This window comes from Methylomonas rosea, from assembly GCF_024505055.1.
GTDB classification, from domain to species: Bacteria; Pseudomonadota; Gammaproteobacteria; order Methylococcales; family Methylomonadaceae; genus Methylomonas; species Methylomonas rosea.
The window spans coordinates 72618-85103 of record NZ_JANIBL010000006.1 but is presented as its reverse complement, the minus strand read 5'-3'; the positions used below and the strand labels follow the sequence as shown (position 1 = coordinate 85103).

The following is a 12486-nucleotide window of genomic DNA, read 5'->3' as shown; positions in this document are numbered from 1 at the left end:
CGGCAAAAACCTGCAAAAGAGGATGGAAATGACAGAATATCAAGCACGGCAGTTGCAATTCAGCGGTAGCGGTGGCGAGTATTTTCGGATTTGGATCGTCAATGTCTGCTTGAGTATTGTCACCTTGGGAGTTTACTCGGCCTGGGCCAAAGTCAAACGTAATCAATATTTTTACCGGCACACTACCTTAGCCGGCGCGAGTTTTGACTATCACGGCGATCCTAAGGCGATTTTGAAAGGACGGGTCGTCGCCTTTTTATTGTTTGCTTGTTATACCTTGGTCGGTAAATTCGATCAGGTGGCGGGGTCGGCTATTCTGCTGGTGATCATCGTCGCCATGCCCTGGCTGTTGATGCGTTCGCTCCGCTTCAGGCTGCATAACACCAGTTACCGGGGCTTACGTTTTGCTTTTCATGGCAGCACCGGGGCGGCGTATTTCAATTTTCTGCTATTGCCGGTGTTATCGGCGTTGACCCTGGGTTTGCTCTGGCCGCTGGCGCAACAGCGTATGGCCCGTTATACCCGTGAAAACAGCACGTATGGCAGCGAGTTTTTTAAGTTCTTCGCCGGTAGTGGCGCTTATTACCGTATCTATTTTATGACGATATTTATCGGCGTATTAGTGTTTGCCGGTCTGATGGCCAGCGTCATGTTGCTCGGCAGCAAAGAGCTGATCCCGGTGGAGGCAGACCAATTGGTGGCGATGAGCGTGTTGGTAGCCTCGATAGGTACATATTTGGCCTTGTTTTTACTGGCTTATCCCTATGTTGCGGCGCGTTTGCAGAACTTGATCTGGAATAACACACAATTGGGGCCGCATGGTTTTCAGGCCCAGCTGCGGGCGCGAGAGATGCTGGGCATCATGTTTGGTAATGTACTATTGACTTTGTTGACCTTGGGCTTGTACAAGCCGTTTGCCGATATTCGCTTGGCGCGTTATCGCATCGAGCACGTCACATTATTAACGCGTGGCAGCATCGACGATTTTGTGGCCGGTTTGCAGACCAATAGCTCGGCGGCGGGCGACGAGATGGCCGAGATGTTCGATTTCGATATTGCCTTGTAAATGTGGCTCACGGCTGTGTACTACGACGGGCGGCAAGCCCGGCCGCATCCCGTTACCCTCTGTGTGGAGGGAGATAAACTGTTGTTGCAGGGCCGGGACATTGTGCGGCGCGAAGAGTTAAACGGTCTGAAAATTCCGCCGCCGCTCGGCAGTACGCCGCGCCTGATTTTGTTCGCCGACGGCGGCCGCTGCGAAGTGGCAGACCGGCAAGGCTTTGCTGAGATGTTGCAGGATGCAGGAAATAGCGCGGTGGCGGGTATGGAGAATAGCTGGTGGTATGCGTTGGCAGCGCTGCTGTTAACTTTGAGCCTGCTTGCCGTTGTGTATTTGTTTGGACTGCCTTATGCGGCGCGGGTCGTGGCGGACCGGGTGCCCGTTTATCTGCTGGAGCGGATGGATAATCAGTTTTTCGCCAGCCTCGATCAAACCTTGTTGATGCCCAGTAAACTAGCCGAGGAACGTCGACACACCCTTCAGGATGGCTTGCGGCGCCTGGTCTTGCCGCCGGGTGAGGACCGACCGGCGCACATTGAATTTCGCGGTAGCCCGACATTGGGCGCCAACGCTTTCGCCTTGCCCGGCGGCAGCGTGCTGGTACTTGACGACTTGGTGAATTTGGCGAGTAACGACCAGGAAATTTTGGCGGTGCTGGCCCATGAAATGGGTCATGTTCATGAAAAACATGCTTTGCGGCAGATGCTACAGGCTTCCGTGGTGGGGTTGGCGATGGCTTGGTACATTGGCGATGTCAGTAGTTTATTAGCCGTCGCTCCAACCGTGTTATTGGAAACCCGCTACTCGCGCGATTTCGAACGCCGCGCCGATGCTTTTGCCGCCGAACTGTTGCGTGGTAACGGCATTCCGGTTAGCCGGCTGGCCGATATATTGGAAAAACTGGAGGCCGCTCATCAAACCGCAGCGCCGAAACAGCTGGCAGAATCTGTTGAAGCGCTGGATTATTTATCCAGCCATCCTAATACCGAGGAACGGATCAAACGCTTGCGCGGGCTGTAAAATGCCCTGGCGCAGAATTATGTTGGCTAGCAGTTCATCTGCATCAGGAGAACAAAAAATCATGAAACGTCTTTATGCGGTTGCGCTAGCGTGTCTGCTGGCGGCCAGCGGAACCGGCTGTTCCTATAATGCCAAGCCCGAGCACCCTGCGCAAAATCGCAAAGTGCATCACTTGGTTATCGTTTGGTTGAAACAGGCTGGCGATGAAAAACTCCGGCAACAATATATTCGAGACAGTGCAGGCTTAGCTAAATTGCCGGGCGTGTTGGCTTACGATGTCGGTACACCGGCGCCGATCAATCGCGGACGCCCGAATGCGGCGGTTGACGAAAGTTATGATTTGGCGGTGTCCGGCGTTTACGAAAGTCAGCAGGCTTACGAAGCGTTTTTGCAGAATCCGGACTATCTGCGCGTAGCGCAACAGCTGATGCGGCCCCTGGTGGATAAGTATAAGGTTTACGATTTTATCGAGTAATGATGTTGTTACCAGCCGTTTCTCGGGCTCGTAGATAGGAGCGGCTGGAAACGCATCAGTCTTGCTTCTGTTTAAGTGCCGGCAGCATACGACTCAACGTGTTGTCCCGCTGCAGGTAATGGTGGAACAGTACCGCCGATACGTGTAGGCCAATCAGGTAATAACCGATCTCGCCGCCGGTTTCGTGTATCTCTTTGATCGCTTTGGCGAGCTCTTTGTTTTCGGCGATCAGTGCCGGCAGTTCCAGGCCGAAGAATGGAATCGTTTTACCGGCGGCGCTCAATGTTAGCCAACCGGCTATCGGCATCCCTAACATCAACAGATAAAGCAACAGATGCACCAGACGCGCCGCCTGTTGTTGCCAGGCCGGCGGTTCGGGTGAGATGGCCGGCGTGGGGCCGGCCAAGCGGAAACCCAGTCTAGGCAATACCAGCAATAACACCAATAAACCCAGCATAAAATGCAGGGCTTTCAGCGTCTCGCGCGGGTCGCTGCCCTTGGGGAACAACTCGCGCAGTTCAATACAGGCATACCCCGCTGCCATCACGATGAACGTCAGCCAGTGCAAGGCAATCGTCATCGTGCTATAGCGTTCGTCTGAATTATTTTGCATCGCTGTTCACTCCTGTTTGCGAAGAAAATGATATTCCGCCAATAGTGTAATTAACCCATTCTTGTCAACTGATGCTGGAGGCTTGTTGTATTGATTTACTTTTTCAAAGCCGCTGCTTCCGCCGCGCGGCGGGTAATTTCCGCCCAATCGCCGGCATCGACCAAGTCGGAGGGCGCCATCCAGGAGCCGCCGACGCAGGCGACATTGCTTAGCGCCAGATATTCCACCGCGTTCTTCGGATTGACGCCGCCGGTCGGGCAGAAGGTCACTTGCGGCAGCGGGCCGCCGATGGATTTCAGCATGGGGATGCCGCCCGCGGCTTCGGCCGGGAAAAACTTCATTGCGGTTATGCCTTTGTCCATCAAACGCATCACTTCGCTAGGCGTGATCACGCCGGGTAAAATCGGTACCCCGGAAGCTAAAGCCGCGTCCAGCAAGCTATCGGTGACGCCGGGGCTGACGATGAATTCCGCGCCGGCATCAATGGCGTTTTTCAGGGTTTGAATATTGATAATGGTGCCGGCACCGACAATCGCGCCCGGTACTTCGGCTTTGATGCGCCGAATTGCATCCAGCGCTACCGGCGTGCGCAAGGTGATTTCCAATACTTTCAATCCACCTTCCACCAGCGCGCGCGCCAAGGGTACGGCTTGGTCGAGTTGATTGATAACCATCACCGGCATTACCGGCGAGGTGTTCATGACTTCTTTTATTGATACGGTCATTTCTTATTTTCCTAATGTGATGGTGCTTGGATAAACCCTAGAAGTTAAGTGTGCCTGGTTAACGTAACGATAACAGTCTAATGAATTAATTAGCGCCTTATACCGTGTAAGTCGTTGAGGCGGTCTTGCCGCCGCGTCCGGTCCAGTCGGTATGAAAGAATTCGCCTCTGGGCCGGTCGGTGCGTTCATACGAATGTGCGCCAAAATAGTCGCGTTGCGCCTGCAATAAATTGGCTGGCAATCTTTCGGTGCGATAGCCGTCGAAATAGGCTAGCGCAGACGAGAAGGCCGGTGTGGGAATACCCAGTTGTATGCCCAAGATCACGGCCTGACGCCAACCGGCTTCGGCTTGCTTCATCGCTTCGACGAAGAAATCGGCCAGCAACAAATTTTCCAGATCCGGATTTTGCTGATAAGCCTGTTTGATGTCGTTCAGAAACTGGCTGCGAATGATACAGCCGCCGCGCCACATCAAGGCAATGTCGCCGTAATTCAGCGCCAGTTTGTATTCCTTGGCGGCTTCGCGCATCAGCCGAAAACCTTGCGCATAAGAAATGATTTTCGAGGCGTACAAGGCCTGGCGAATCGCTTGAATCATCTCGGCTTTGTCGCCGCTAAAGCTGGCGCTGGTTTTCGGCAAGGCTTTGGCGGCTCTGATGCGTTCGTCTTTTTGTGCGGACAGGCAGCGGGCAAAAACCGATTCGCCGATCAGGGTCAGTGGTATTCCTAAGTCCAACGCATTGATGCCGGTCCATTTGCCGGTGCCTTTCTGGCCGGCGGTATCCAGAATGCTGTCCAGCAGCGCTTGGCCGTCGTCTTCCTTGTAAGCCAGGATGTTGGCGGTGATTTCGATCAAATACGAGCTCAATTCGCCTTGATTCCACTCGGCAAAGATCGCCTGCATTTCGTCGGTGCTCAAGTTAAGCCCCTCGGCCAACAGTTGATACGCTTCGCATATCAGCTGCATGTCGCCGTATTCGATGCCGTTGTGCACCATTTTTACGTAGTGGCCGGCGCCGTTATCGCCAACCCATTCGCAGCAAGGGTCGCCATCGACATGGGCGCTGATGGCTTGGAAAATCGGCTTAACCGCCGGCCAGGCTGCCTTGTTGCCGCCGGGCATGATGGATGGGCCGTGCCGGGCGCCTTCTTCGCCGCCGGAGACGCCGGTGCCGACGTAGAGCAAGCCTTTTTCCTGCAAATATTGAGTGCGGCGGTTGGTGTCGGTAAACAGCGAATTGCCGCCGTCGATGATGATGTCGCCCGCCGCCAGCAAGGGTATTAAGTCATCGATATATTGATCTACCACTGTCCCGGCCTTGACCATTAACATGATCATGCGCGGCGTCTCCAGGCTGTTTACCAACTGTTCCAGGGAATGGGTGCCTACGACCTGGGTGTTTTTGGCGGGGCCGTCGAGAAACTCATCGACTTTGCTGGTGGTGCGGTTATACACCGCCACCTTGAAACCGTGGTCGTTCATGTTCAGGACTAAATTCTGTCCCATGACGGCCAGGCCGATCAAACCGATATTTGCTTTCATGTGTTTGCCTACTGTAAACGTGTCGTTATTGGGTTATTACACAATGTTGCTTAATTCTGGTTTCAAGAAAGTCGTCCTTCTGCTAGGAAGGACGGATTTGGCAAAGTGAAACTAAGACGGCATTGCTTAAATCGTTTGCTGGTCAGTCTCTAATCCACGAAAAACAGGTTGGTTGCCCCGGTTTCGGAGGTGGATGCGTTTGCGCGCATCGCGCCGAACAGTTCGCGACCCATGCCGAAATGATGCCCGGTAGCGCTGTTGGGAGTCGGCACCCGGGCGTCGAATTCGGCTTGATCCACTTGTACGTTGACTTCACCGGTTTGAGTGTTCAGCGCAATGATGTCGCCGTCGCGGACTTTGGCCAACGGGCCGCCGTCTATGCATTCAGGCCACATGTGAATCGCCGACGGCACCTTGCCCGATGCGCCGGACATCCGACCGTCTGTGACCAAGGCAACATGAAAGCCCCGGTCTTGCAATACGCCAAGCACCGGCGTCAATTTATGCAATTCCGGCATGCCGTTGGCTTTCGGGCCCTGGAAGCGTAATACCACGATGACGTCTTTTTCCAATTCGCCACGCTTGAATGCTGCCACCACGTCCAGTTGGTCGTCGAACACCATGGCTGGCGCGGTCACCACTTGATGTTTTTCGGCGACCGCAGAAATTTTTGAGACGCCGCGGCCCAGGTTGCCGTGCATCACATGCAGGCCACCGCCGGCAGCGAAGGGTTGCTCGACGCTGCTAATGACTTCGGGATCCAATGAACTGGCTGGCCCTGGCTCCCAACTAAGTTTGCCGTCGTTCAGCGTCGGCACTTGGCTGTATTGGGCCATGCCGCGCTGGTCGCCGATGGTGAGAATGTCGCCGTGTAGAAGGCCGTGCTCCAACAGTTCTTGGATCAACAAGCCCATGCCGCCGGCGGCCTGGAACTGATTGACGTCGGCCGGGCCGTTCGGATAAATCTTGGTTAGCAGCGGAATGGCTTTGGAGAGGTTATCAAAATCGTCCCAATTGATAATAATGCCGGCCGCGCGGGCGATGGCAATTAAATGGATGGTGTGATTAGTCGAGCCGCCGGTTGCCAGCAAGCCGATAATCGCGTTGATGATGGCCTTCTCATTAATAACATGGGCTATAGGCCGGAAGTCGTCGCCCAATGCGGTGAACTTCAACACCTGTTTGGCGGCGGCTTTGGTCAGTTCGTCGCGCAGCGGAGTATAGGGATTGATGAACGAGCTGCCGGGCAAGTGCAAGCCCATGATCTCCACCATCATTTGATTACTGTTGGCGGTGCCGTAGAAGGTGCAGGTACCCGGGCTGTGGTAAGCCTTGGATTCTGATTCCAGCAGTTCTTTTTCGCCGACTTTGCCTTCAGCGAATTTTTGCCGGGTACGGGATTTTTCCTTGTTGGAAATGCCGGTGGTCATTGGACCGGCGGGCACGAAAACCGCAGGTAGATGGCCGAAGCTCAGTGCGCCGATCAGCAAACCCGGCACAATTTTGTCGCAAACGCCCAGATACAAGGCGGCGTCGAACATGTTATGGCTCAAACCAATAGCAGTGGACAACGCGATCACATCGCGGCTGAACAGCGACAATTCCATGCCGGGCATACCTTGCGTAACGCCGTCGCACATGGCCGGTACGCCGCCGGCGAATTGCGCGACACCGCCGGCTTCGCGCACGGCCTGTTTAATCAGTTCCGGGTAGTGTTGATACGGCTCGTGCGCCGACAACATGTCGTTGTAGGCGGAGATAATGCCGACGTTGGCTTTGACGGCATGCGACAGCGCGTCTTTTTCGTTGGCGGAGCAGACGGCAAAACCGTGGGCCAGATTGGCGCAAGGCAGATTGGTGCGCTGCGGGCCGTTGGCAATAGCGGCGTCGATGCGGGCCAGATAAGCAGCGCGGCTTTCCCGGCTACGTTCCACCACGTCGGCGGTCACTTTTTCTAAAACAGGATGCATAAGCTCTCCAGGGCAGCAGGTGGGGTGGTGTCGACGCGCCGAACAGCGTTTTGGAATCGAGAGTGATCAGGTTATGCGCGTCTAACCCACCCTAAAATTAAGCAACTAAGGTGCCCAGTACAATTCCACCGGCACGTCTTCCTGATTCAATAATGCCCGGATCGGCATATCCTCTAACGGGCCCGGTTTCTGGGCGCTGTTGAATACCGCCAATTTATCTTCGCCGGTAAACAAAATCACGATGCGTTCGGACTTTAACAAGGCACTGCGGGTTAGGGTCAGGCGTTCCGTGTTGGGTCCGGTCACTTCGCTCTGAATGGCGGTGATGGCTGCGGTCAGATTTTGATTGTCCTCGCTCAACGCGTTCGCCAAACCTTCTGCATGCGGAAACAGCGAGGCGGTATGGCCGTCCGGGCCCATGCCGACAATGCTCAGCGTGAAAGGTTGCGGCAGTTTGGCGTAACGGGCTTCGGTTTCGGCTTGGCCTTGTTTGGCCGTGTCAGCCAGGGTTTTCATGCCGATAAACTCAACGTTTTTGGCGTTGTTGATCAGCAGACTGCGGCGAATCAGTGCCTCGTTGCTGGCGCTGTGTTGATTATCCACCCAGCGTTCATCTACCAGCGCCACCTTGATTTTTTTCCAATTCAAATCGGATTTGGACAAGGCTTCGTAAAGCGGGGCAGGGGTAGTTCCGCCGGATACCAATAAAGTCGCCTGACCGTGTTTGCTGACTGCTTCGGACAAAACATCCTGGCATTCGGCGACCAAGGCGGTAAACAGGTGGCTACGTTGTTCGAAAAAAAATTCTCTAACCATGTTCGTTGTTCTCGTGATGGATACAGATTGATTACTCTTCCCAGGCGCGGCCGTCGCGGGCCAATAATGCCACGGAGGCAATCGGCCCCCAGCTGCCCGCCGGGTAAGATTTTGGTGCACTATGATTTTGCGCCCAGGCGTCTTGGATCGAATCGACCCAGGCCCAGGCTTGTTCGATTTCCTCGCGGCTTAAAAACAGCGTGGTATTCCCGCGCAGGGCTTCCAGGATCAGTTTTTCATAGCCGCCGAAAATGCTGTTTTTCTTGAAGGTTTCCGAGAAACTCAAGTCCAGCTTGGTTTGTTGCAGTTTGATATTACCGTCTATGCCCGGTACCTTGTTCAGCATCACCACATCCACGCCTTCGTTGGGCTGCAAATGGATCACCAGTTTGTTGGCCGGCAAATCGCGGAAGCTGTCCTTGAAGATGTTGTGCGGCAACTGCTTAAAGTTGACGACGATCTCGGTACGTTTATTGGGCATGCGTTTGCCGGTACGCATATAAAACGGTACGCCGGCCCAGCGCCAGTTGTCGATGTCCACTCGTATCGCCACGAAGCTCTCGGTGGTGCTTTCCTTATTGGCACCGTCTTCTTCCAGATAACCCGGTACCGCCGTGCCTTTGATGAAACCGGCGGTGTATTGGCCGCGCACGGTTTTTTCCTCCACGTTACGCACGGTGATCGGCCGCAAGGCTTTTAAAACCTTGATTTTTTCCATGTGGATGCTTTCCGCTTCCAGATCGGCGGGCGGCTCCATCGCCACGAAAGTCAGAATTTGCAGCAAATGATTTTGCAGCATGTCGCGCAACTGGCCGGTCTTGTCGAAATATTCCCAGCGGCCCTCGATGCCAATGTCCTCGCCCACCGTGATCTGGATATGGTCGATGGTGTTGTGATTCCAGTTGGTGGTGAAGATCGAATTGGCAAAACGCAGGGCCAGCAGGTTCAATACTGTTTCCTTGCCCAGGTAGTGGTCGATGCGATAAACCTGATCTTCCTGGAACACTTCCTCGACGACATCGTTGATTTCCTTGGACGATTTCAGGTCATGGCCGATGGGTTTTTCCATCACCATGCGCGATTCGGCTGTCAGCACCCCACAGCTTTGTAATCCCTGGCAGATGCTTTTGAACAGAAACGGCGCCACGGCGAAATAGTTAACCATCACCCGTTTTTCCGAATCGACCACGGCATTTAACTGTAAGTATTGCTCGGGTTGAGTCAGGTCGATTCTTAAATAGGAGAGTCGATTCGACAGCCTGCCCCAGATTTCTTCGTCTATCGGGGTGTTTAAATGCGCGATCAAACTATTATGGGCAATTTCGACAAAACCGGCGCTGGTTTCATCCAATCTATCAACGCCGATAATGCGGGTATCGGCTTCCAATAACTGGGATTTTTCCAGACGATACAGCGAGATCAGTAGCTTTCGTTTCGATAGATCACCCAATGCGCCGTAAATCACCAGGTCGCAGGGTTTGTAATTTTGATTTTTCATTAGTGATACCAGGAATGAAGAAGAGGGTTGATCGGCTTTGGCATGTCGATTTCAGCGCGCAAACAAATGCGCGTTGCAGGAAACTCTGGGCCCGGATCAGTCGAAAATGCCGCTATTATAATGTTCGTTGCCGGTTTGGAACAAGATCAAAGGCCGCCAGGGCAGGATTTACTTGGGTTGGCGGCGCAGGAAACGGTTGCCTGTCAGCCGAACATCTCTGTGGTATAGCGATAGGCTCGAATAGTGTCCGACCAATAGGCGGCGGGTAAACCGGCCTTTTGTTTCAGGTGTTGCAAAAATTGCTTGGGATTGGGTAAATCCTCCCACACCGAGGGCAGGAAGGTGCCGCGCCGGCTGCCTTCCTGCAAGATGATGCCGTCCATGCCGGGACGAAGTTGCGCGATCAGGTCCGCTTCTGAATTAAATTTCAGCGCGACGGCGGGGCTAAGCACGGAGATATGCAGATCAAGATCCGCCAGTTCCTCGTTGGTCAGAGGCGAAAAGCGCCGATCCCGGAACGCTGCGGCAAAGGCATTCTCGGTCACGTCTTCTGCCAAAGGCCGCACCGCTTCCAGCATACCTATGCAGCCGCGCAACTGGCCGCCGCGTTCCAGCGTGACGAATGTGGCGCGGGTTTGGCGCAATTCCGCCGGATAGTCGGCCAGATTAACCGGCAGCGGCCGACCGGTTTGCAGGCCGTGAACTATGGATTGCCGGGCCAGCTCCAGTAACTGTTTCCGCAGGGGTTCAGTCAACGACATACGCACCGTACCCCACCACTTGCTGTTTATCGCCGGCCGTGTCGCCGGAATTTCGCAGGTCTATGGTTTTAATCGATAGATTTTTTTGTTGCAGCAGTTTCAACAAGCCGTTGACCGGTACTTTGCCGCAGGCCGCTTCGCCGCAAATTTCGGTGTATTGCAAATGCTCTATCATCCGGCTGGTCGCCTGATCCAGGCGTTTGGCGGTATCGTAGTCGTGATAATGGCTGAGGTCCGAGCTGATCACCAGCAAGGTTTCATCGCCGCCCCACAACAGCTCCAGAGCCTGACTGACTTGCTCGGGACTGGCGTCCCCGGCCACGATGGGGACCAGTGTGAATTGCTGTAGTACTGCCTGCAAAAACGGCAGATGTACTTCCAGACTGTGTTCCAGAGTGTGGGCTTGCTCGATGTACTCCACAAATGGCAATTTCACCAAGGCTTCAATAGCGGTTCTGTCCACCTCAACATCGCCGAGCGGTGTGCTGTAAGCGTGGGTTCTACTGACCGCCAAGCCGCGAAACGCTACGCGATGCGAGGGGCCGATCAGTACGACGCGGGTAATACTGGCAGCGGCCGGCTTTAAACGGGCATAGGCGGTAGCGGCTATAGGTCCGGAATAAATGTAGCCGGCATGCGGCACTATCATGGCTTTGGGTACTTTGCCGGTTTGGCACACGTCCCGCAAATAGCCGGAGACCGCGTCATGGAGTTGTTGGGGGTGGGCAGGATAAAACCGTCCTGCTACGGCGGGTTTTCTGTTCATGCGCTGATCCTTTTTTAAAGTTTTAATACGATCAGAGGCCGGTTTGGCGGGGAGTATTAAAAAATTGAATACCCCGCTCGCCTAAGGTTTATTCTACTGCTAACTCTAGCGGATAACGACCCGATTTTATGCTTGGGGTTCAAGGAGCATCGCCATGACTACTCTACTCAGCGCAGATACTGCTGCCACCCGCTACTGGCATGTTTTGGCGGACGGCAAGGTGCAGTGCGACCTGTGTCCGCGCTTTTGCAAATTGCATGAAGGCCAGCGCGGATTGTGTTTTGTCCGCCAGAATCTGGATGGGCAAATCGTGATGACCAGTTACGGCCGCTCCAGCGGTTTTGCCATCGATCCTATCGAGAAAAAGCCGCTGAACCATTTTCTACCCGGCACACCGATTTTTTCCTTCGGCACCGCCGGCTGCAATTTGGCCTGCAAGTTTTGCCAGAATTGGGACATCAGCAAGTCGCGGGAGATGGACACGCTGATGAGCCGCGCTGCGCCGGAAGCAATCGCCAGGGCCGCTTTGGAACACGGTTGCAGCAGCGTGGCCTATACCTACAACGACCCAGTGATCTTTCACGAATACGCCATCGATACGGCCCAAGCCTGTCGGGAGCTGGGATTGAAGTCGGTAGCGGTCACGGCAGGCTATGTCTGCGCCGAGCCGCGCTCTGAATTTTACCGTTACATGGATGCCGCCAATGTCGATCTAAAAGCCTTTTCCGAGGATTTTTATCACAAAATCACCGGCGGCCATTTGCAGCCGGTGCTGGAAACCTTGCAGTTTTTGAAACACGAAACCCCGGTCTGGTTGGAGTTAACCACGCTACTGATTCCCGGCGCCAATGATTCAGAGGCCGAATTGGAAGCGATGACGCAATGGGTGGTCGAGTATTTGGGAGCGGATGTACCCATGCATTTCACCGCCTTTCATCCGGATTGGAAAATGACGGATACGCCGCCCACGCCACGTTCGACTTTATTGTCGGCACGCAGCATTGCCTTTAAAAACGGCGTGCGTTACGCCTATGTCGGCAATGTTCATGATAAGTCGGCGGAGAGTACGTATTGCCACAGTTGCGGCAAAATTTTGATCGGTCGCGACTGGTATGAGTTGTCGGATTGGAATTTGGATGCCGCCGGCAATTGCCGGTTTTGCGGTAGTGCCTGTGCGGGTGTATTTAATCCCTTACCGGGCGATTGGGGCGCTAAACGCCAGGCCGTAAAGTTTTAACT

The 12486-nt window shown here is 54.4% G+C and carries 12 protein-coding genes; 4 read left to right on the top strand and 8 right to left on the bottom strand.

Translation table 11 applies throughout. The annotated features are described in order from the left end of the window. Positions 1 to 28 precede the first annotated feature (28 nt). The 3 genes from NP589_RS03390 (at position 29) to NP589_RS03380 (ending at position 2555) form a co-directional block, all read left to right on the top strand. Positions 29 to 1066 (top strand): YjgN family protein, encoded by a 1038-nt coding sequence (locus NP589_RS03390; RefSeq protein ID WP_256605701.1) that lies wholly within the window; start codon positions 29 to 31, stop codon positions 1064 to 1066. Then, positions 1067 to 2080 carry a M48 family metallopeptidase gene (locus tag NP589_RS03385; RefSeq protein WP_256605700.1) on the top strand — a complete coding sequence of 338 codons (1014 nt, stop codon included), beginning with the start codon at positions 1067 to 1069 and terminating at the stop codon, positions 2078 to 2080. A 61-nt stretch (positions 2081 to 2141) separates the two neighbouring features. Then, positions 2142 to 2555 (top strand): Dabb family protein, encoded by a 414-nt coding sequence (locus NP589_RS03380; RefSeq protein ID WP_256605699.1) that lies wholly within the window; start codon positions 2142 to 2144, stop codon positions 2553 to 2555. A 55-nt stretch (positions 2556 to 2610) separates the two neighbouring features. Here NP589_RS03380 and NP589_RS03375 read toward each other — a convergent pair whose 3' ends face one another. From NP589_RS03375 to amrB, 8 genes are all read right to left on the bottom strand, one after another. Next, on the bottom strand, positions 2611 to 3168 hold the full coding sequence (locus NP589_RS03375; protein ID WP_256605698.1) for a cytochrome b: 558 nt from the start codon (positions 3166 to 3168) through the stop codon (positions 2611 to 2613). A gap of 95 nt (positions 3169 to 3263) precedes the next feature. After that, on the bottom strand, positions 3264 to 3893 hold the full coding sequence (locus tag NP589_RS03370; RefSeq protein ID WP_256605697.1) for a bifunctional 4-hydroxy-2-oxoglutarate aldolase/2-dehydro-3-deoxy-phosphogluconate aldolase: 630 nt from the start codon (positions 3891 to 3893) through the stop codon (positions 3264 to 3266). A 97-nt stretch (positions 3894 to 3990) separates the two neighbouring features. Beyond that, positions 3991 to 5436 (bottom strand): decarboxylating NADP(+)-dependent phosphogluconate dehydrogenase, encoded by a 1446-nt coding sequence (gnd, locus tag NP589_RS03365; protein WP_256605696.1) that lies wholly within the window; start codon positions 5434 to 5436, stop codon positions 3991 to 3993. Between the two features lie 149 nt (positions 5437 to 5585). Beyond that, the gene (gene edd, locus NP589_RS03360; protein WP_256605695.1) at positions 5586 to 7406 is read right to left on the bottom strand and encodes a phosphogluconate dehydratase; all 1821 of its coding nucleotides are present in this window, start codon (positions 7404 to 7406) and stop codon (positions 5586 to 5588) included. A 105-nt stretch (positions 7407 to 7511) separates the two neighbouring features. After that, complete coding sequence (pgl, locus tag NP589_RS03355) at positions 7512 to 8222, bottom strand: 6-phosphogluconolactonase (protein WP_256605694.1); 711 nt, start codon at positions 8220 to 8222, stop codon at positions 7512 to 7514. A 31-nt stretch (positions 8223 to 8253) separates the two neighbouring features. After that, positions 8254 to 9720 carry a glucose-6-phosphate dehydrogenase gene (gene zwf, locus NP589_RS03350; RefSeq protein ID WP_256605693.1) on the bottom strand — a complete coding sequence of 489 codons (1467 nt, stop codon included), beginning with the start codon at positions 9718 to 9720 and terminating at the stop codon, positions 8254 to 8256. 203 nt (positions 9721 to 9923) lie between these two features. Then, positions 9924 to 10481 (bottom strand): AmmeMemoRadiSam system protein A, encoded by a 558-nt coding sequence (gene amrA, locus NP589_RS03345; RefSeq protein ID WP_256605692.1) that lies wholly within the window; start codon positions 10479 to 10481, stop codon positions 9924 to 9926. Then, positions 10468 to 11247 carry an AmmeMemoRadiSam system protein B gene (amrB, locus tag NP589_RS03340; protein WP_256605691.1) on the bottom strand — a complete coding sequence of 260 codons (780 nt, stop codon included), beginning with the start codon at positions 11245 to 11247 and terminating at the stop codon, positions 10468 to 10470. Before amrB ends, amrA begins: the two co-directional genes overlap by 14 nt. 154 nt (positions 11248 to 11401) lie before the next feature. Here amrB and amrS point away from each other — a divergent pair, with 154 nt between their 5' ends. Continuing rightward, positions 11402 to 12484 (top strand): AmmeMemoRadiSam system radical SAM enzyme, encoded by a 1083-nt coding sequence (gene amrS, locus NP589_RS03335; protein ID WP_256605690.1) that lies wholly within the window; start codon positions 11402 to 11404, stop codon positions 12482 to 12484. Positions 12485 to 12486: the final 2 nt, after the last annotated feature.